Raw genomic sequence first — 17,977 nt, forward strand, 5'->3', positions numbered from 1 at the left:
GAGATCAGCTAGGCCGCCGCTTGCACCCGTCAATTCACGCCAACCTGACAAAACCTGCCCCGCAACGGAAAAAGGGCACCCGTCGGGGCGCCCTTTTCCGATGTTTTTCTGTGGTCTGACAGCCGGTTAGACCAGCTCACCTGCCAGCGCCTGATCAATCAGCTTGATGGTGTCCTCGACCCCGTAAAGGGCGATGAACCCGCCAAAGCGCGGACCCTGGCTGGCGCCCAGCAGCACCTCGTAGATGGCCGAGAACCAGGCCCGCAGCGGCTCGAACCCGTGGATCTTGCCAATGGCAAAGACGACGGATTGCAGGAACTCCTCATCCGCGAAATCCGCCTCGGGCAGCGGATCGGTGTTGCCTGCGAGTTCATTCTTCTTGGCGATCGCAGCGAGGGCCGCCTCAGACGATTTCAGCGCATCTGCCAGATCCTGAAGCGCCGCGCGCTCCTGATCGGTGGGCAGACGGTAGGTTTTCTCCGGTTTCACGAAATCGTTGAAATAGGCCACCGCGAAGCCTGCGGCCTGATCCATTGTCGGGTTGCTTTCGGGCGTCGCATCAGGCGCGTATTTGTTGATGAAGCCCCACATGGTGGCCTTGTCCTCGGCGCTGGAGGCGGAGGCCAGATTGAGCAGCATCGAGAAGGGCACCACCATATCGGACTGTGGCACGTCACCGCCGTGGATGTGCCAGACCGGGTTATTGAGCTGTGCCTTCAGGTCCTGGCCATGATAGGCGCGCAGCTGCTGGTGGTATTCGTCCACCGCCTTGGGGATCACATCGAAATGCATCCGCTTGGCGGTCTTCGGCTTCTGGTACATGAAATAGGCCAGGCTCTCGGTCGAGGCATAGGTCAGCCATTCGTCGATCGAGATGCCGTTGCCGGAGGTTTTGGAGATCTTCTGACCGTTGGCATCCAGAAACAGCTCATAGGTGAAATGCTCCGGCGCGCGGTGGCCCAGCACCCGGCAGATGCCGTCGTAGATCGGCGTATTGGTGGAATGGTCTTTGCCGTACATCTCAAAATCGACACCCAGTGCGGCCCAGCGGGCGCCGAAGTCGGGCTTCCACTGCAGTTTCACATTGCCGCCGGTCACCGGCAGCGTCCATTCTTTGCCGTCTTCATCGTCAAAGGTGACGGTGTAGGTTTCGGCGCAGACCTTCTTCATCGGCACATAAAGGACGCGGCCGGTTTCCGGGTGGATCGGCAGGAAGATCGAATAGGTCTGGCGGCGCTCTTCGCGCAAGGACTTCAGCATGATCGCCATGACGTCGTCATACTTATCAACCGCGCGCTTCAGCACCTCGTCGAACTGGCCGGATTCATAGAATTCTTTGGCCGAGTAGAAGTCATACTCAAAACCAAAGGTGTCCAGGAACCGGCGCAGCATGGCGTTGTTGTGATGGCCAAAGCTCTCATGCGTGCCGAAGGGATCCGGAACGCTGGTCAGCGGCTTTTGCAGATGGTCCTGCAGGCTCTCTGGGTTGGGGACATTGCCCGGCACCTTGCGCATACCATCGAGATCATCCGAGAAGCAGATCAGCTTCGTCGGGATGTCGGAAATCACCTCAAAGGCGGTTTTGATCATCGTGGTGCGGGCAACCTCGCCGAAGGTGCCGATATGCGGCAGACCGGAGGGGCCATAGCCGGTTTCAAACAGAACATAGCCCTTCTCCGGCGCGCCCTTGGCATAACGTTTGAGAACCCGGCGGGCTTCTTCAAACGGCCAGGCTTTGCTCTTCAGAGCTTCTTCGCGCAGATCAGACATTGTTTTCTCCATCGGCAACCGGGCACTGCTCCGGTCGGGCTGCCTGCCGCCACGGGTGATGCCGCTATGGGCGGCGATATTGCGGGCGACAAACCACTGCCGGGCACCCCATGCACCCGGTCGGCCTCACCTATGGCGGCAGGCGAAATGAGTCAAGAAACAGCAGCCCTGACGCCCATACCGTGCCGGTGCCTGCGGCGGAATATGCACGATGACGCATTGTCCCGTTGATCGGGGTCGACACGATGCCTATTCTTCTATGCAGAACACATGCCAATTTACTGGATTTCATAATGAACACCCAAACCGCCCATCCCTTTACCCCGCAGGATTGCCTTGTTGCGCTGATGGTGGCGGTGTCGGCCTCGGATGAGAACATCCGCACCGCTGAACTGGTGAAAATCCAGTCGGCGGTGAATATGCTGCCCGTGTTTGCAGATTACGACATTGACCGGGTCAATCGCACCTCGCAGACGGTGTTTGACCTGTTTGAGCAGGAAGACGGGCTGGACGCGCTGTTTGGGCTGATCCGTGAGGATCTGCCGGAGCGCCTGTTTGAGACCGCTTATGCGCTGGCCTGCGATGTGGCTGCCGCCGATGGCAGCCTGGCGGAGTCCGAACTGCGGCTTTTGGAAGAGATCCGTTATGAGCTGAACATCGACCGGCTGCACGCCGCCGCCATCGAACGCGGCGCCCGCGCCCGGCATATGGTCTGATGTGGCAGAGGTGCGGGCAGACAGGGACAGGCGGGTATGACAGCGCTCACCACCGCCCCCCGGCTGACAACTGCGCGTTTGGTCCTGCGCGGGCCTGAGCGCGACGATCTGCCCGCCTATACCCGTTTTATGACCAGCGCGCCTTCGATGGTTGCACAGGGTGAGACGATCACCGCAGATCAGGCCTGGTTTGGGTTTCTGACCGGGGTTGGCCACTGGCAGTGGCATGGTTTTGGCTTCTTTACTGTCACATCGCGGGCGAGCGGCGAACCCGTCGGTCGCGTCGGTCTGATCAAACACTCCAACTGGCCGGAGATTGAGCTGGCCTGGCATCTGTTTGAGGGCGCCGAGGGACAGGGTTTTGCGACCGAAGCCGCCATAGCGGTCAGGACATGGGCTTCCGAGGATCTGGGGCTGGATCACCTCTACAGCTATATTGATCACGACAATCTACGGTCGCAGGCAGTGGCGAGGCGGCTGGGGGCTGTCACCGACGGCACCCGCGCCCCGCATGAGCCACAGGCAGAGATCTGGGTCCACGCCATGGCGGGCGGTTAGCGCAGCTGGCAGGAGCTGTAGCCCGGACAGAGAACAGGGCGGGGCAGACGCGCGCACAGACCGATAGAGCCGCGCGTCTGGTCTTGCACCGGATCAGCTGCCGTAAACCCGCCCCCAGCGCTCAATCAGCTTTTGCTGCACCTGCTTGGCGCGGCGGTTCCAGGATCTTGCCCCTTGCGGGCGTTCGCGCTCCGCCCGTGAGATGCGGGAGCGCGCCTTCTGATCGGCACTGAAAATGGCAAAGGCCAGCACGGTGCCATCGGTGGCAGTCATGAACCCGCCAAGACCAGATACGAAGTTGAGCGTACCGGTTTTGGCCGCGACCTTGATCGGATGGCCCTTCAGGATACGGCCCTTGCTGTCGCGCATGGGGAAGGATTTCAGCAAAGGTTTCAACCGCCCATCCCGATAGGAGGCCACCAGCGCGCTGACCATATCATCGGGGGTCACCCGCGAAGCCTCGCCCAGGCCGGAGTGATCCACCAGCCGGGTGTTGGCCATGCCATAGGTGGCCTGCGCCCAGCGGTTCATCGCCACGGCAGAGTCCTTCAGCGTGCGGGGCCGTCCGCCGCGGGCCTGCGTGGCTGCCAGACCGATCATTTCGGCCATCAGATTGTTGGAATATTTCAGCGTCGCTTTCAGCATCAGATCCAGCGGCGGGCTGTTGTGATGGGCCACCACCTGCCCCGAGGGGCGCGATCTGGCGATCTTTGGCGCTGGGAGTTTGATGCCATTGGCACGCGCCATGGTGCGGAAGACATCCGCCGCATAAGCGCCCGGATGGCGCACCGGCAGCCAGCGCGCGCCGCCTTTGCCCAACGCCTTGCTGGCGACCGTCCAGCGGTCAGTATCCTTGCCCTCGGAGTAGCTATAGACCGGCAGGCTGCGCTGGGCGATTTTCATCGTCGCAACAGAGACTTCGGGGCGATATTTCTTGGTCCGAGCATCCATGGTCACGGCCCAGCCCTGGCCCGCACGCTTCCACTCGAAATGGACCCGGTTGTAATTGAGCGCCAGCCCTGAAATCGCCGGGCTGTACCCCACGTGATCGGGCTGGCCGGGATCAATCGACTTGATCTGCGGCAGCGCGCCCTCCCAGACGCGGAAGGCGCCGCGCACCTCGCGGATGCCCGCTGCTTTGAGCGCCTTGGCCAGCTGCGCCAGAGTGTCGGTGTTCAGCATCGGATCGCCGCCGCCCACCAGCACCAGATCGCCTGCCACCACACCGCCGCTGATGCCGCCGGTCGCGACAATCTGCGTAGTAAAGCGATGATCTGCCCCCAGCACATCCAACGCATAAAGCGCGGTCAGCGCCTTGGCGACACTGGCGGGCGGCAAACCCGAACCTGCCCCTTCGGCTTCCAGCCGCAGACCGGTTTTCACATCTGCCACCGCGCAGGCGACCTCCCCCGAGAGGCCGGCCCGGGACAACAGCCCCTTCAGCCCGCCACCCGCGCTGATCAGACTGGCCGGATCGCGCGCCACTGGGCGCAGAGAGACCGCAGGCGCATTGGCCAGCGCAGTATTCGCCGCCACAGAGGCAAGGCCGGAGGTCAGGAAAAAACGTCGCGAAATCATATTAGCAATAGTCTACTCAAAACCCCTACAATTCTGCAAACGCGCCACAGGCTTTTATGTCGCGGGGCCGCGGAGATCTGGCCGCTTTCCCCGGAGGTGGATGCCTGTTACCGCTGGCGCGATGGTACGGGCAGTGATGATCATGTTTGTCGCCATGTCAATGATCCCTGCCGGGGACCTTTGCGGGAAACTGCTCACATCGGGCGGTCTGGCGACACCGGGATTTGTGGCGTGGTCACGGTTTGCAATCGGCACCGTATTGGTGCTGCCCTTTGCCTGTCGCGGGGCGTGGCCGCTGTTTGGCGACTGGCGGCTGTGGCTGCGGGCCGCCCTGCTGAGCGGTGGCATCCTGTCCATTCAGATCGCTCTCAAGACGGAGCCGCTGGCCAATGTTTTTGCGGCCTTCTTTGTCGGGCCGATTGTCAGCTATGGTCTATCGGTGCTGCTGCTGCGTGAACCGGTGACGCTGGCGCGTAGCCTGTTGATGGCGGTGGGGTTCTGTGGCGTGCTGCTGGTTGTGCGCCCCGGTCTTGGCGGCTCGGCCAATCTGATCTGGGCCGCAGTCGCTGGCGTCTGCTATGGTGGTTTCCTCACCAGCTCGCGCTGGCTGTCACATCTGGGCACCCCGTTGCAGCTGAGCCTGACACAGCTGTCGATCAGCGCATTGCTGACCCTGCCACTGGGGCTGGCAGCCCTGCCTGCCCCCAGCCTGAGCACCGCCGCACTGACCTTTGGCAGCGCCGGGTTTTCGATGCTGGGCAATCTTCTGCTGCTGTTTGCCTATGCGCAGGCGCCTGCATCGCGTCTGGCGCCGCTGGTTTATTTCCAGCTGATCGCAGCGGTGTCGCTTGGATGGTGGGTGTTTGCGCAATGGCCCGACCCGCTGACCTGGGCTGGGCTTGCGGTGGTGATCGGCGCCGGGCTTCTCTCAGCGCGGCTGCGTCGCTGACCAATCGCCCCGCGCCCGGATCTCGCTTGAGCTGGCGTTGACCATTGGTACATTCACAAAACACCAGGCCGGTGCGCAGGCCTTTGCCAACAGGCGGCTTTGCCCGCCCTTCAGCCGGTAGGGCGCATAAAGCCGCGCCGCCGGTGACAGTCGCGCCGAAATCCGGTCTCCGGGCCGTGCCAGCACCCCCACCGGCACCGTCTCAAGGATCTGCTGCCAATCCTTCCAGCGATGAAAATCCGCCAGATTATCCGCCCCCATCAACCAAACAAACCGCACGCCGGGGTGGCGTTTGCGCAGCATGCGCAGAGTTTCGGCGGTGTAGCAGGTGCCAAAATCGGCTTCGATCCCGCTGATCTGCACCCGGGGGTGATCCATCAGGTCCTGCGCCGCCACAATCCGCCGCGCCAAGGGGGCTGGCGGATGCGCCTTCAGCGGATTGCCGGGGGAGACCAGCCAGACCAGCTGATCCAGCCCGAACCGCTTCAACGCGGCAAGCGAGATCGCCCGGTGCCCCTCGTGCGGCGGATCAAAGGAACCGCCCAACAGACCAACAGTGGTTCCGGGCGGGATATGGGGCAGGCGATGCGTCATACCCGCCTTGATGCACAGAGTTAGAAGAGAGATCAATCAGGTGTTGTGGGCTTACCGAAGAACAGGTTGCGTTTCTCACACCTACTCGCCTGCCTGAAGCGACACCTCGTGGCAGTCCAGCCTGGAAATCTGCGGGGCGCGCAGCGAGGACATATGCACGTAGCCTTAAACCACTTCCTTTTCCTGTTTCACCGAGTAGCCCTGCAGCCCAGACAGACAGGGGCGCTGCCCCTCGGCCTTTTGGCCTCACCCCGGAGTATTTGAAGAAAGGTGAAAGCGTAAATCACCTGTCATCTTTCCAGTAAATACTCTGGGGTCCGGGGCAAAGCCCCGGCGACAAAAGGCCTGACAGGCCGTCCCGCAGGACAGGCCAGGCGTGAGGCGTGCTGCGGGGCGCCCTACCCCGATGGAAACTGCAAGAGCCGCCGCGCTCATCCCGCATTGCCCCGGCCCGCCCCATCCGTTATCACACCAGCCAGCGAAATTCCCCCATCACGGAGCAGTCACATGGCCGCCTATCAATACGTCTACCACATGCAGGGGGTCTCCAAGACCTATCCCGGTGGCAAGAAATGCTTTGAAAACATTCACCTGTCCTTTCTCCCCGGTGTGAAAATCGGTGTTGTCGGCGTCAACGGCGCTGGTAAATCGACGCTGATGAAAATCATGGCCGGTCTGGATACCGATTTCACCGGCGAAGCCTGGGCGGCTGAGGGCGCCAAGGTTGGCTATCTGCCACAGGAGCCGAAGCTGGACGAAAGCCTCACCGTGCGTGAAAACGTCATGCTGGGCGTGGCTGGGAAGAAGGCGATCCTGGACCGCTACAACGAGCTGGCGATGAACTACTCGGACGAGACCGCCGAGGAGATGGCCGAACTGCAGGACAAGATCGACGCCGAGAACCTCTGGGATCTGGACAGCCAGATCGACGTCTCGATGGAGGCGCTGCGCTGCCCGCCGGATGATGCGGAAATCGCCAACCTCTCGGGCGGTGAACGCCGCCGGGTGGCGCTGTGCAAACTGCTCCTTGAAGCGCCCGATATGCTGCTTCTTGACGAACCGACCAACCACCTTGATGCGGAAACCATCGCCTGGCTGCAGCAGCATCTGATCGACTACAAAGGCACCATCCTCTGCGTTACCCACGACCGCTATTTCCTCGATGATATCACTGGCTGGATCCTCGAACTGGACCGTGGCCGGGGCATTCCTTATGAGGGCAACTACTCCGCCTGGCTGGAACAGAAGGCCAAACGTCTGGAGCAGGAAGCGCGCGAAGACAAATCCAAGCAGAAGACGCTGGAACGCGAGCTGGAGTGGATGCGTCAGGGCGCGAAGGCCCGTCAGGCCAAGTCCAAGGCCCGGATCAACGCCTATAACGATCTGGCCAGCCAGTCCGAGCGGGAGAAGCTGACCCGCGCCCAGATCGTCATCCCCAATGGCCCGCGTCTTGGCTCCAAGGTGATCGAGGTTGAAGGCATTTCCAAACACTACGGCGACAAGCAACTGGTTGAGGGGCTGTCTTTTGACCTGCCCCCCGGCGGCATCGTCGGTGTGATCGGCCCCAACGGCGCGGGTAAATCAACCCTGTTCCGCATGCTGACCGGTCAGGAACAGCCCGATGAGGGCAATGTCAGCTACGGCGACACCGTGAAGCTGTCCTATGTGGATCAGTCGCGCGACGATCTGGATGACAACGAAACCGTCTGGGAAGCGATTTCCGGCGGTGCTGAAATCATCGAACTGGGCGACGCGCAGGTCAATTCACGCGCCTATTGCTCTTCGTTTAACTTCAAGGGCGGCGATCAACAGAAAAAATTGAGCCTCCTGTCCGGTGGTGAGCGCAACCGCGTTCACATGGCGCGCCTGCTGAAAGAGGGCGGCAACGTTCTCCTGCTCGACGAACCGACCAACGACCTGGACGTGGAAACCCTGCGGGCGTTGGAAGACGCGCTGGTGGATTTCGCGGGCTGCGCCGTGGTGATTTCGCACGACCGTTTCTTCCTCGACCGGATCTGTACGCATATCCTAGCGTTTGAGGGTGACGCCCATGTGGAGTGGTTCGAGGGCAACTTCGAGGACTACGAAGAGGACAAGAAACGCCGTCTGGGCCCTGATGCACTGGAGCCCAAGCGGTTGAAGCACAAGAAGTTTGTGCGGTGAGTGAGGTGCTCTCCCGGTAGAGAGCCCTTGGTTTGGGCTTTAAAGTCGCAGCGGTCGTGCAAATCTGCCCATCGCTGCGACCCCACTCCAAAACATGAGTATCTTGCGTGAAGAAGGAGGCCCACATCGGCCTCCTTCAAGCTTGGGACGGACAGGCCATAGCCAATATTGTTCCAGCGTCGATTTTTGACGTGCGGTAGTGGAAGCGCCGCCCTGTGCCGGGCCCTTCATCCTCTGTGTGTCTGCTGTTGAGAAAATGCCGCAAAACAGATCGCGGTTCGCCTACGCGCGTCGTCGCATGACACCCGGCTGGCCCAACGAGTGTGCCGAGGTGCACAGCCTCCCCTTTTCTCCATTCCCTACTCCGCCACCTGATCGGCATAATTTGAACAAAATCATCGCTAGTCTTTAACCATACTCTCACGATGCCCCCGGCGAGAACCGCTTGGGGATAGGGCCGGAGAAAGGGCGGAGCATGGCAGGGATTGGTATTCTGGTAGGCGTCATTGGCGGGCTGAATGCAGCCATTCTGGGCTATACGCTGATCGGCCTGTCCTTCGGGATGAGCTTGCTACTTTATCCTCTGTTCGGGGTGCCCTCGGCGATGCTGGCAATCCTGCTGCTTTGGGCACAGAAAGCGGCCCGTGATGCCTTTACCAGAGAAACCCTCGACAATCTGGGACCGGCTGCGCACCAAGGGCTATCGAGGAAACCTGCTCGCGCCTGATTGGCTTCCTCGACAGATGAACAATCCAAAGATGCGCGCGCGGTATACGTACAACTCTGTGCTGTTCTTGCCATAGTTCACAAATAAGCTGCAACAGACACCAACATACTGCCTGTCTGACCGTAAGACGTATTGATTGCACAGCCTACTTTGGGACAGGTTTACCTCTATTTGGGTGAGGTTGCGATGGCTTGGTTGGCGATGTTGACGAGTGCAGGGGTGACAATGCTGGTCACCGTGATTGGGCATGTGGCCTACGACCTGCCGATCTGGGGCCTGTTCCTGCTCTATTCCTGCCTTGGAGGCACATCTGGACTGGCACTCACGGTGTTCCTGATGGTCAAAAACGGCGGGTTCTCGCGCAGTGTATCAGCAAAAAATTCGCAGGATTAGTCAATTCCATGGCGCCCCAACCCTTTACTGGCAAGAGGCACCCTCTAAATTTCATTTCAAAACAATGACCTAACGGATCCTACACGGCGCGCGCCCGTAAGACCCCACCGTCCGTTAACCAGATCTATAGAAAATTTGAACTATTCTTGTGGATATCAGAGCGTTGCGATCCGCCAAAAAAATTGTAGATTAAATGCAACTCAACCCAAAGGGTAGAACTATGGCGTGGATCGGGATCATTGTGGGCACTTTTGCAGGGGTTTTCTCTGCTGTGGCGGCCTATACCCTATATGCCTTGCCCCTCTGGTACAGCCTGATGCTCTATCCCACCGTCGGGACAACAAGTGCGATTTTGACGATTTTGGTTATGGTTCACCTGCCACCCGGATTACGCCCAATGGCGCAGCCGCACCGGGATGAGACACACCGCACGGCCTGAGACGGCGCCCCTGGCAGGCATCTTCCCGCACTGTGACACCCCTTACATCTACCCCTTGGCCCAGCTGATGATCTGCCCTGCCCGCATGGCGCCGGCTTGTCGTTTCTGCTCCTTGCCACGGGCAAAGCGCACCAGTGTCGGGATCCCCTTGATACGATAGCGCGCGCCAGTGGACTGATGGGTCTGGGTGTTCAGCTTGACCAGCCGCACTTGGCCCTTCAGCGATTTTGCCGCCTTGGCAAAATCCGGCGCCATCATCTTGCAAGGGCCACACCAAGGCGCCCAGAAATCCACCACCAGTGGCAGATCATCCTGTGCCGCAGCCTTTTGCAGGGTTGCCGGATCGACATCCACCGGCCCCGCCGGGATCAGCGCCGCGCCACAGGTGCCGCATTTGGGATCCGCGGCCAGACGGTCCTCCGGCACACGGTTCAGCTGCGCACAGCTGAGGCAGGTCAGGGTTTTGGCGCCCATGTCGCGATCACTCCTTGCAGCAGGCCGCTGGTGCGACCTCCTTCCCGATATACGGAAGACAGCGCGCGGGACAAGGGCCTGCCGCCGCGCGCCCCTGCGGCCTGCCTGCGCCTAGAAGGTGAGCTTTGCCCCCAGAATGACGCTATGGGACCGCACGCTGGCGTCGCCGGTACGCCGGGGCAAGATCAGCGGCACGAACCCATCGTTGAATAGGTATTCTGCGCCCAATGTGACATTCGGGGCCACCGCTACCTCCATCCCCAGAATGACCTGCGACATCGATTCCCATTCGGTGCCCGATGCCCCCTGCCGCCCGTGACTGGCCGACAGCGAATAGACCGCAGGGCGCCCCAGAAACTCATTCCGGTAGCGCCCCTGCAGCGTCAGCGCGCTGACCTTGTGGTCGGTGGCGGGCCAGCGGTCGGTGGTCTGGGTGAATTCGGCCATGACGTCAAACCGCGCTCCGCTGAGAGTGGCGTGGACATCCCAGGCTCCGTTCCAGCCGCGATCAATGCCGCTGCTCGGCGGATGATGGGCGATGGTGCTGTCGTAGATGGTGCCCCGCAGGAAGCCCGCGCCGAGTTTCAGCCCCAGCCCATTGGCCAGCGGGATACGATGGGCCGCGTTCAGCGCGTAGTTGGTGTAGTGATCATCGTTCTTCGGACTGCTGACCACCCGGTTGCCGCGATGGTTGCGGATGATCGACAGGGCCAGCTCGGTCCGGTCGGTGATATAGCCGATCTCAATCAGCGGATCCTTGGTCTGGGCCCAGAAGTAATGGCTGCTATGGGTGTGGGTGAAGGGCGCGTAGCTGGCAAAATTGCCAAAGTTCACGGTCTTGCGCCCCACCGCCACATAGAAAGGAGAGCGGTCCAAATCGCCGATGGCCAGCCAGGCCTTGCGCAGCTGGATATCATTCTGACCGGGATACTCGATCTCGGTATATTCGCCCTGCACCACCGCTGTCAGGAAAGGTGCCGTGGCCGTAGCGATGAGCGAGATATCATTGATCACCCCATAGGTATCAGAGGTGCCGCTGGTGTGGGTGGGCGGCAGGCGCGACAGGATCGGAAATTTGCCAGGCGTATTGGTGTTCTCATAGATCACCGTGCCTAAGAAGCGCCCGCCAAAGGTGATCTTGTTGATGCCCAGCTGCCCGGACTGCCGTGCACGCAGGGCAATCGCGACCTTATTGGTCACATCCTCCTGCCGGTCCAGCATCCGTTCTGAATAGCGCAGCGAGGTTGCGAGTAACCCACCCCCCTCCTGCGCCTTACTCGTGTGGGCTGCGGTCATGCCCACAGCCATCGTCAGCGCGGCCAATACCGCGCGCGCACCAAATGAAACAGTCACAATCGTTACTCCAGTATATGACCCCCGACAGACCGCCAGCCGTGCTGCGCACAACACCCGGCCGATTTCAGACAGGGTCAGTCCGATTGCAAGCTAATCAGGCCCAACACCGAACCGTTAGAAATAACGCATACCCCCGTGCGACCAAGCCGGTGGAACTGCCCCCGCAGCCGCGCCAGAAATACTGTCGCCAATCACTGAAATCCGCCGAAACTGGCGGTGGATCAGAAACGCGATCCGATCACAGGGTATCACAGCTTCGTGATCTGACGAAGCCTGATCTGCCAAGGAGACAACGGCCTGACTGCGGACAGCTGTTGCACCGACGTCGCGCAGGCCATGGTGCAACCGACCCGCACCGGGCCACCTATTGACCGGATTGTTCCCACCCCGCAGACTGGCTGCATCTGTTCCAAAACTGAAAGAGCCCCGCATGTTGTCACGCCGCGCCTTTCTGGCCAGCTCCGCCGCAGCCTCGCTCTGGCCCCAGATCGGGTCAGCCGAAACGGTCTTTGATCCGACCCCGCAAGAGGTCCGCATCAAGAAGCAATTCGCCCCCGGGCAGATCCTTGTGCTGCCGCGATCCTATTACCTTTATTATGTGACGGAGCCGCGACGGGCGCGACGTTACGGGGTTGGGGTTGGTCGCGCGGGTCTCGAATTCACCGGCACCGCCGTTATTCAGGCCAAGAAAGAATGGCCGACCTGGCGTCCCACGCCCGAGATGATCGAGCGCGATCCACGCAGCTATGCCCGCTTTGTCGATAATAAATACATTCAGCCCGGTGGCACCGACAATCCGCTGGGCGCGCGCGCGCTTTACCTGTTTCAGAACGGCATCGACACCTATTTCCGCATTCACGGCACCAATCAGCCGCAGACCATCGGGCATTCTGTCTCCAACGGCTGTATCCGCATGACGAATGAGCATATTGTCGATCTCTATGAGCGGGTGCCATTGGGAACCGTGGTGACGGTGCTCTGACCAACATTAGACCGGAGCGACGACGTGTGATCTGGCGTCGCTTCGGCGCCAGCTTGCCTGCCTGCGCGCTGAGCTTTGCCGATCAGCGCGCCGTCGCGCCCCTGCGCTACCCAACTGACAGGCACCCCCCCGCTATAACACTTGCGCCGAAAGACCTTTGGCGACAAGATTGTTACCGCAAGGTTACGCAGAACTCATCGCTGTCCTAGGAGGCTCGGTCATGAATACGCAATGACATTGCCGGGCTGTCGCATGTCGCGGACAGGGATTTGAGTAAAGACTGGGAGAAGAAGACGATGGCCACAGGCACCGTCAAATGGTTCAACACCACCAAAGGCTACGGTTTCATCGCACCCGATGCGGGTGGCAGCGATGTATTTGTACATATTTCTGCGGTAGAGCGGTCCGGGCTGACCGGCCTCGCCGACAATCAGAAAGTCACCTATGAGCTGCAACCGGGCCGTGATGGCCGCGAGTCTGCGGTGAATATCGAACTGGCCTGATCGGCCAGAACGACAATAAGATCAGCTGTCGGCCCCTTCATCGGGGCCGTCTTTTGTTGTGGCGTCGGTTTTCCGGGCTGAACAGGCTTTGAGAACTGCAACCACCGGATCAGCCCCGCCTGGCGAGACGCCTACTGCTTTGCCAACTCGATCAGTTCCAGTACCTTCGGACCGATGGCGGCCACATTCAACGCCACGCCTTCGGCATTGGGGTGAATCCCGTCCTCCTGCAGATATTGCGCAGCAGCCTGAATATCATCCCCGGTTGCGGCCCGAATACCGGCGAGGCTGTCTGCGTGAAGCAACGTGTCATAATCCCGCGCGAGATCTGGAAAGATCGCGTCGAACTCAGCCTTGAAATCCGCGCCGTAATTGCCCGGTGCCTGTATGCCAACCAGCAGCACCGGAACCGCATTGGCCTCTGCGACCTCCAGAATGCGGGTGAGATTGGCACGGCTTTCGGATGGCGCAAGGCCGCGCAGCAGATCATTGCCCCCAAGGGCCACGATCAGCGCATCCGGTCCGTCCGCCAGCGTCCAGTCAATCCGGGCGGCGCCGCCTGCGGTGGTATCGCCAGAAACCCCGGCATTGATCAGCCGCACCTCGGCCCCTTTTTCCCCCAGCCAGCGTTGCAGCTGCGGCACCCAGCCCTGCCCCTGCGGCAGGCCATAGCCCTGCACCAGACTGTCCCCCAGCGCTGCAACGCGCACCGGATCTGCCTGCGCAATTGCCGCAGTTAACATAAAAATCAGTCCTGCTATCATCTTGCGCATTGCTACAAAGGCTCCATATCCAGAGTGGTCCCAAAACAGGCGCGATATCACATGCAGTCCAGCACGATCCCCTCATCCGATCCCATTCTGAACCTCCAACATGCGTCTTTGTCACTGGTTGGCAATACCGGACCTGTCGAAATTCTACATGATATCTCATTGGCGGTGGAGAGCGGAGAAACCCTGGGCCTGATCGGCCCCTCCGGCTCTGGCAAATCCTCTCTCCTGATGGTGATGGGGGGGCTGGAGCAGGCCACCGGCGGCACCGTCTCGGCGCTGGGACAGGATCTGACGGCGATGGATGAAGATGCGCTGGCGCGCTTTCGCCGTGACAATATGGGCGTCGTTTTTCAGAGCTTTCACCTGATCCCGACCATGACCGCGCTGGAAAATGTGGCCACACCGCTGGAGCTTGCCGGTCACAAGGATGCCTTTGATCGCGCGCAAGCTGAACTGGAGGCGGTCGGACTGGGCCATCGCGCGGGCCATTTCCCGGCGCAGATGTCCGGAGGCGAACAGCAGCGCGTGGCGCTGGCCCGCGCTCTGGTCACCCGCCCCCGCATCCTGCTGGCGGATGAGCCGACCGGCAATCTGGATGCGACCAATGGCGATGCGATCATGGACCTGCTGTTTGACCTGCGCGACCGCTATGGGGCGACGCTGATCATGGTGACCCATGCGCCGGAACTGGCGGCGCGCTGTGACCGGGTGATCCGGCTGCGCGACGGGCGACTGGATCAGGACGCCGCGCGTGAGGCCGCTGAATGAGCCCCTCTGCCCTGTCGCTGGCCACGCGGTTTGCCAAGCGCGAGCTGCGCGGTGGTCTGTCTGGGTTTCGTGTTTTCCTGATCTGTCTGGCGCTGGGGGTTGCGGTGATAGCCGGGATCGGCTCCCTGCGCTCGGCGATCCAGACCGGGCTGAGCGAGGAAGGCGCGGTGCTGCTGGGCGGCGACGCCGAGCTGGGCTTTACCTATCGGCGCGCCACCACTGAGGAACAGGCCTGGATGGAGGCCCGCGCCCTCGCCCGGTCTGAAATCATTGATTTCCGGTCCATGGCGACAGTGGGCGACGAACGCGCGCTGACGCAGGTAAAGGCCGTGGATGACGCCTATCCGCTGGTGGGCACAGTGACCCTCTCACCCGAAATGCCGCTGGAGACCGCGCTGGCAGGAACAGGGGATTTACCCGGCGGTGTGATGCAGCGGGTTCTGGCGGATCGGCTCGGCCTGTCGGTTGGCGATGAATTCACCCTTGGCAGCCAGCGATTTGCTCTGACGGCGCTATTGGAGACTGAACCTGATGCGGCCAGCGCAGGCTTCACTCTTGGGCCGCGGACGCTTGTGCGCACAGAGGACCTGGCGCAATCCGGCCTCTTGCAGCCCGGCACGTTGTTTTCCAGCAAATACCGGCTGACCCTGCCCCCGGATACCGATCTGGAGCAGCTGAAAATTCATGCCGAGGCAGAGTATGACAACAGCGGCATGCGCTGGACCGATGCCCGTAATGGCGCGCCGGGCATTGCCACCTTTGTCGAGCGGCTGGCCGGGTTTCTGGTGCTGGTTGGCCTCTCCGGGCTGGCGGTGGGCGGGATTGGCGTCTCCGCCGCGGTGCGCGCCTATCTGGCGGGCAAAACCGCGACCATCGCCACCCTACGCACGCTTGGCGCCGACCGCCGGACGATCTTCCTGACGTATTTTCTGCAAATCGGTGCGCTGGCGCTGTTGGGCATCGCGATTGGCCTTCTGATCGGCGGGCTGGCTCCGGTGCTGCTGGGACCGCTGATTGCGGCGCAGCTGCCGTTTCCTGCGGTCTTTGGCATCTCGGTTCCCGCCCTCAGCGAGGCAGCCCTCTATGGTTTGCTGACGGCCTTTGTCTTTGCGCTCTGGCCGCTGGCCCGGGCGGAACGGATCCGGGCGGCGGCGCTGTTTCGCGATGCGCTGGACAGCCGCAGCCGCTGGCCCGCGCCCCGGTATATTCTGGCCACCGCTATTGCTGTCGCGGTGCTGATCGGCGCAGCGGCCCTGTTCAGCGGCGCGGTTGAGCTGACGCTCTGGACTGCGGGCGGGCTGATTGGTGCGCTGGCAGTGCTCTTGCTGGCGGCACTGGTGCTGAGCTGGATCGCGCGCCGCTCCGCGCCCTTGGCCCGTGGCAACCCGGCGCTGCGTTGGGCGCTCTCCGCGATCGGGACTTCCCGCGATGGCGCCGTGCCAACGGTGCTGGCGCTGGGGCTTGGCCTGACGGTGCTGGCGGCCATCGGTCAGGTCGATGGCAATATGCGCCGTGCGATTGAGGGCAACCTGCCCGATGTGGCCCCCTCCTACTTCTTTGTTGATATCCAGCGAGACCAGATGCCGGACTTCCTCACCCGCGTTGAGGGCGATCCGGCTGTGGAGCGAGTGCAGAGCGCGCCGATGCTGCGCGGGGTGCTCACCAACATCAACGATCAGCCCGCGACCGAGGTGGCCGGCGATCACTGGGTGGTGCGCGGCGATCGCGGCATCACCTATGCCGCGAAACAGCCCGAAACAACGCAGATCGTGGCTGGCGCATGGTGGCCTGAGGATTACACAGGTCCGCCACAGGTCAGCTTTGCCCGCGAGGAGGCCGAGGAACTGGGGCTGGATCTGGGAGACACGCTAACGATCAACGTGCTGGGCCGCGACATCACTGCGACAATCACCAGCCTGCGCGAGGTGGATTTCTCCACCGCCGGCATGGGGTTTGTCATGGTGCTGAACGAAAGCGCCCTGGCAGGAGCGCCGCACAGCTATATCGCCACGGTTTATGCCGAGCAGGAGGCCGAGGCGCAGATCCTGAGGGATCTGGCCAAGGCAATGCCGAATATTACCGCCGTCCGGGTGCGGGATGCGCTGGACCGCGTGTCAGACATCCTGCGGCAGCTGGCCTCCGCCACCGCTTATGGAGCGGCAGCCACCCTACTTACCGGGTTCATGGTTCTGATCGGCACCGCCGCGGCCGGGGAACCGGCCCGCCGCTATGAGGCCGCTGTGCTGAAAACACTGGGTGCATCCAGACGCCGCATTCTGATCAGCTTCGCCCTCAGGTCGGTATTTCTGGGAGCAGGCGCCGGATTGGTGGCGCTGATTGCGGGAATGAGCGGTGCCTGGGCGATCAACACCTATGTGTTCGAGAGCGACTATCAGGTGATCTGGGGCAACGCGCTGGCGATCATCAGCGGTGGCATCCTGACCACGCTGCTGGCCGGGCTTGCCTTTGCCTGGGGGCCGCTTCAGGTGCGCCCTGCACGGATCCTGCGGGCGCGCGACTAGACCCGCACACCGCTTTGGCGCGGAAAAGGCAAACACATCGGACACCAGCTGCGACAGGCTGGTGTCTTTTACAGAGCTGCTGGGCCGACCTAATTCACATAGCGCGCGCAGCTGGCGGTGACGGGCGGCTGAAACAGCGCAAACAGGTCGTCATTGTCACAGATCAGCGCCTCCAGCGTGATGCCATCCAACGACTGGTAGAAGGCCTGCGCGGCCTCCGACAAGGCAAGGCGCAACCGGCAGGCCGACACCAGCGGGCAGGTATTGTCGGCATCGGCAAAACACTCAACCATCGGCACCGTGCCCTCGACATCGCGGAACACATCGCCAATGCCAATTTCTACCGCAGGCTTGCCCAGTGACATGCCGCCATTGCGGCCCCGTTGGGTATGCAGATATCCCAATTGCGCCAATTGGTTGATCACCTGCGCCAAATGGTTCTCGGAGATATTGCAGCGCGCCGCAATTTCCGATTTGGTGACCAGGCGGTCCGCATGGGCCGCACAGTACATCAACAGCCGCACTGCAATATTTGTCCGTTTTGTGATCCGCATGATCGCCCCTCCAAGGTGCCTCGATCGCCGGATCATGACATGGCTGCGCAAAGGCCACTTTGACATGTATCAAAGCTGCTATAGCTCTGTGCGGATGTTTGCCGTCGCCGGGGTGCACCACCGCCGACACCGCCGTCAGGGCAAAGGCCAGCCGCCTT

General features: G+C 61.6%; 17 protein-coding genes. 10 read left to right on the forward strand and 7 right to left on the reverse strand.

Annotation, left to right across the window (positions count from 1 at the left end):
- Positions 1 to 126 precede the first annotated feature (126 nt).
- Positions 127 to 1,770 (reverse strand): lysine--tRNA ligase, encoded by a 1,644-nt coding sequence (locus phaeop14_RS11740; RefSeq protein ID WP_096789631.1) that lies wholly within the window; start codon positions 1,768 to 1,770, stop codon positions 127 to 129.
- A 293-nt stretch (positions 1,771 to 2,063) separates the two neighbouring features.
- Here phaeop14_RS11740 and phaeop14_RS11745 point away from each other — a divergent pair, with 293 nt between their 5' ends.
- Together phaeop14_RS11745 and phaeop14_RS11750 are read left to right on the forward strand one after the other, a co-directional pair.
- Positions 2,064 to 2,486: a tellurite resistance TerB family protein gene (locus tag phaeop14_RS11745; protein WP_014875525.1), complete on the forward strand. Its 423-nt coding sequence runs from the start codon at positions 2,064 to 2,066 to the stop codon at positions 2,484 to 2,486.
- Between the two features lie 36 nt (positions 2,487 to 2,522).
- The gene (locus phaeop14_RS11750) at positions 2,523 to 3,044 is read left to right on the forward strand and encodes a GNAT family N-acetyltransferase (protein ID WP_096789632.1); all 522 of its coding nucleotides are present in this window, start codon (positions 2,523 to 2,525) and stop codon (positions 3,042 to 3,044) included.
- A gap of 93 nt (positions 3,045 to 3,137) precedes the next feature.
- Here phaeop14_RS11750 and dacB read toward each other — a convergent pair whose 3' ends face one another.
- Positions 3,138 to 4,622, reverse strand: a complete 1,485-nt coding sequence (dacB, locus tag phaeop14_RS11755; protein ID WP_096789633.1) for a D-alanyl-D-alanine carboxypeptidase/D-alanyl-D-alanine endopeptidase — start codon at positions 4,620 to 4,622, stop codon at positions 3,138 to 3,140.
- A 100-nt stretch (positions 4,623 to 4,722) separates the two neighbouring features.
- Here dacB and phaeop14_RS11760 point away from each other — a divergent pair, with 100 nt between their 5' ends.
- Positions 4,723 to 5,571 (forward strand): DMT family transporter, encoded by an 849-nt coding sequence (locus phaeop14_RS11760; protein WP_241770602.1) that lies wholly within the window; start codon positions 4,723 to 4,725, stop codon positions 5,569 to 5,571.
- Here the strand turns inward: phaeop14_RS11760 and phaeop14_RS11765 are convergent.
- The gene (locus phaeop14_RS11765; protein WP_040179712.1) at positions 5,551 to 6,165 is read right to left on the reverse strand and encodes a nicotinate-nucleotide adenylyltransferase; all 615 of its coding nucleotides are present in this window, start codon (positions 6,163 to 6,165) and stop codon (positions 5,551 to 5,553) included. The two genes, phaeop14_RS11760 and phaeop14_RS11765, sit on opposite strands and share 21 nt — an antisense overlap.
- A 507-nt stretch (positions 6,166 to 6,672) precedes the next feature.
- Between phaeop14_RS11765 and ettA the strand changes: the two genes are divergently transcribed.
- The 3 genes from ettA (at position 6,673) to phaeop14_RS11780 (ending at position 9,448) form a co-directional block, all read left to right on the forward strand.
- A complete protein-coding gene (gene ettA / locus phaeop14_RS11770) occupies positions 6,673 to 8,328 on the forward strand; it encodes an energy-dependent translational throttle protein EttA (RefSeq protein ID WP_040173466.1) in 1,656 nt (551 codons plus the stop codon).
- A 475-nt stretch (positions 8,329 to 8,803) separates the two neighbouring features.
- Positions 8,804 to 9,055: a hypothetical protein gene (locus phaeop14_RS11775; protein ID WP_040173464.1), complete on the forward strand. Its 252-nt coding sequence runs from the start codon at positions 8,804 to 8,806 to the stop codon at positions 9,053 to 9,055.
- A gap of 201 nt (positions 9,056 to 9,256) precedes the next feature.
- The gene (locus phaeop14_RS11780) at positions 9,257 to 9,448 is read left to right on the forward strand and encodes a hypothetical protein (protein ID WP_241770601.1); all 192 of its coding nucleotides are present in this window, start codon (positions 9,257 to 9,259) and stop codon (positions 9,446 to 9,448) included.
- A 487-nt stretch (positions 9,449 to 9,935) separates the two neighbouring features.
- Here the strand turns inward: phaeop14_RS11780 and trxC are convergent, their stop codons facing one another.
- Together trxC and phaeop14_RS11795 are read right to left on the reverse strand one after the other, a co-directional pair.
- Positions 9,936 to 10,361, reverse strand: coding sequence for a thioredoxin TrxC (gene trxC / locus phaeop14_RS11790; protein ID WP_096789634.1), 426 nt, complete (start codon positions 10,359 to 10,361; stop codon positions 9,936 to 9,938).
- A 111-nt stretch (positions 10,362 to 10,472) separates the two neighbouring features.
- Positions 10,473 to 11,714 (reverse strand): hypothetical protein, encoded by a 1,242-nt coding sequence (locus phaeop14_RS11795; protein WP_096789635.1) that lies wholly within the window; start codon positions 11,712 to 11,714, stop codon positions 10,473 to 10,475.
- Positions 11,715 to 12,147: 433 nt separating this feature from the next.
- Between phaeop14_RS11795 and phaeop14_RS11805 the strand changes: the two genes are divergently transcribed.
- The gene (locus phaeop14_RS11805; RefSeq protein ID WP_024096283.1) at positions 12,148 to 12,699 is read left to right on the forward strand and encodes a L,D-transpeptidase; all 552 of its coding nucleotides are present in this window, start codon (positions 12,148 to 12,150) and stop codon (positions 12,697 to 12,699) included.
- Positions 12,700 to 12,995: 296 nt separating this feature from the next.
- Positions 12,996 to 13,202 (forward strand): cold-shock protein, encoded by a 207-nt coding sequence (locus phaeop14_RS11810; RefSeq protein ID WP_014875536.1) that lies wholly within the window; start codon positions 12,996 to 12,998, stop codon positions 13,200 to 13,202.
- A gap of 131 nt (positions 13,203 to 13,333) precedes the next feature.
- On the opposite strand, the gene phaeop14_RS11815 is transcribed toward phaeop14_RS11810, so the two are convergent.
- Complete coding sequence (locus phaeop14_RS11815) at positions 13,334 to 13,975, reverse strand: arylesterase (protein ID WP_096789637.1); 642 nt, start codon at positions 13,973 to 13,975, stop codon at positions 13,334 to 13,336.
- Positions 13,976 to 14,026: 51 nt separating this feature from the next.
- On the opposite strand from phaeop14_RS11815, the gene phaeop14_RS11820 reads away from it, so the two are divergent.
- Together phaeop14_RS11820 and phaeop14_RS11825 are read left to right on the forward strand one after the other, a co-directional pair.
- Positions 14,027 to 14,743: an ABC transporter ATP-binding protein gene (locus phaeop14_RS11820; RefSeq protein WP_040173448.1), complete on the forward strand. Its 717-nt coding sequence runs from the start codon at positions 14,027 to 14,029 to the stop codon at positions 14,741 to 14,743.
- Positions 14,740 to 17,265, forward strand: a complete 2,526-nt coding sequence (locus tag phaeop14_RS11825) for an ABC transporter permease (RefSeq protein ID WP_096789638.1) — start codon at positions 14,740 to 14,742, stop codon at positions 17,263 to 17,265. The genes phaeop14_RS11820 and phaeop14_RS11825 overlap by 4 nt, the downstream gene beginning before the upstream one ends.
- Before the next feature lie 89 nt (positions 17,266 to 17,354).
- Here phaeop14_RS11825 and phaeop14_RS11830 read toward each other — a convergent pair whose 3' ends face one another.
- On the reverse strand, positions 17,355 to 17,819 hold the full coding sequence (locus phaeop14_RS11830; protein WP_096789639.1) for an RrF2 family transcriptional regulator: 465 nt from the start codon (positions 17,817 to 17,819) through the stop codon (positions 17,355 to 17,357).
- Positions 17,820 to 17,977: the final 158 nt, after the last annotated feature.

This window comes from Phaeobacter piscinae (assembly GCF_002407245.1).
In the GTDB taxonomy this organism is placed as follows: domain Bacteria; phylum Pseudomonadota; class Alphaproteobacteria; order Rhodobacterales; family Rhodobacteraceae; genus Phaeobacter; species Phaeobacter piscinae.

Bases quoted from the DNA above. Each gene is read 5' to 3' on its own strand.
- phaeop14_RS11745 (WP_014875525.1), top strand. From the start codon at position 2,064: ATGAACACCCAAACCGCCCATCCCTTTACCCCGCAGGATTGCCTTGTT.
- trxC (WP_096789634.1), bottom strand. From the start codon at position 10,361: ATGGGCGCCAAAACCCTGACCTGCCTCAGCTGTGCGCAGCTGAACCGT.
- phaeop14_RS11750 (WP_096789632.1), top strand. From the start codon at position 2,523: ATGACAGCGCTCACCACCGCCCCCCGGCTGACAACTGCGCGTTTGGTC.
- phaeop14_RS11810 (WP_014875536.1), top strand. From the start codon at position 12,996: ATGGCCACAGGCACCGTCAAATGGTTCAACACCACCAAAGGCTACGGT.
- phaeop14_RS11805 (WP_024096283.1), top strand. From the start codon at position 12,148: ATGTTGTCACGCCGCGCCTTTCTGGCCAGCTCCGCCGCAGCCTCGCTC.
- phaeop14_RS11740 (WP_096789631.1), bottom strand. From the start codon at position 1,770: ATGTCTGATCTGCGCGAAGAAGCTCTGAAGAGCAAAGCCTGGCCGTTT.
- phaeop14_RS11780 (WP_241770601.1), top strand. From the start codon at position 9,257: ATGTTGACGAGTGCAGGGGTGACAATGCTGGTCACCGTGATTGGGCAT.
- phaeop14_RS11825 (WP_096789638.1), top strand. From the start codon at position 14,740: ATGAGCCCCTCTGCCCTGTCGCTGGCCACGCGGTTTGCCAAGCGCGAG.
- phaeop14_RS11760 (WP_241770602.1), top strand. From the start codon at position 4,723: ATGCCTGTTACCGCTGGCGCGATGGTACGGGCAGTGATGATCATGTTT.
- phaeop14_RS11815 (WP_096789637.1), bottom strand. From the start codon at position 13,975: ATGCGCAAGATGATAGCAGGACTGATTTTTATGTTAACTGCGGCAATT.
- phaeop14_RS11775 (WP_040173464.1), top strand. From the start codon at position 8,804: ATGGCAGGGATTGGTATTCTGGTAGGCGTCATTGGCGGGCTGAATGCA.
- phaeop14_RS11830 (WP_096789639.1), bottom strand. From the start codon at position 17,819: ATGCGGATCACAAAACGGACAAATATTGCAGTGCGGCTGTTGATGTAC.
- ettA (WP_040173466.1), top strand. From the start codon at position 6,673: ATGGCCGCCTATCAATACGTCTACCACATGCAGGGGGTCTCCAAGACC.
- phaeop14_RS11765 (WP_040179712.1), bottom strand. From the start codon at position 6,165: ATGACGCATCGCCTGCCCCATATCCCGCCCGGAACCACTGTTGGTCTG.
- phaeop14_RS11820 (WP_040173448.1), top strand. From the start codon at position 14,027: ATGCAGTCCAGCACGATCCCCTCATCCGATCCCATTCTGAACCTCCAA.
- dacB (WP_096789633.1), bottom strand. From the start codon at position 4,622: ATGATTTCGCGACGTTTTTTCCTGACCTCCGGCCTTGCCTCTGTGGCG.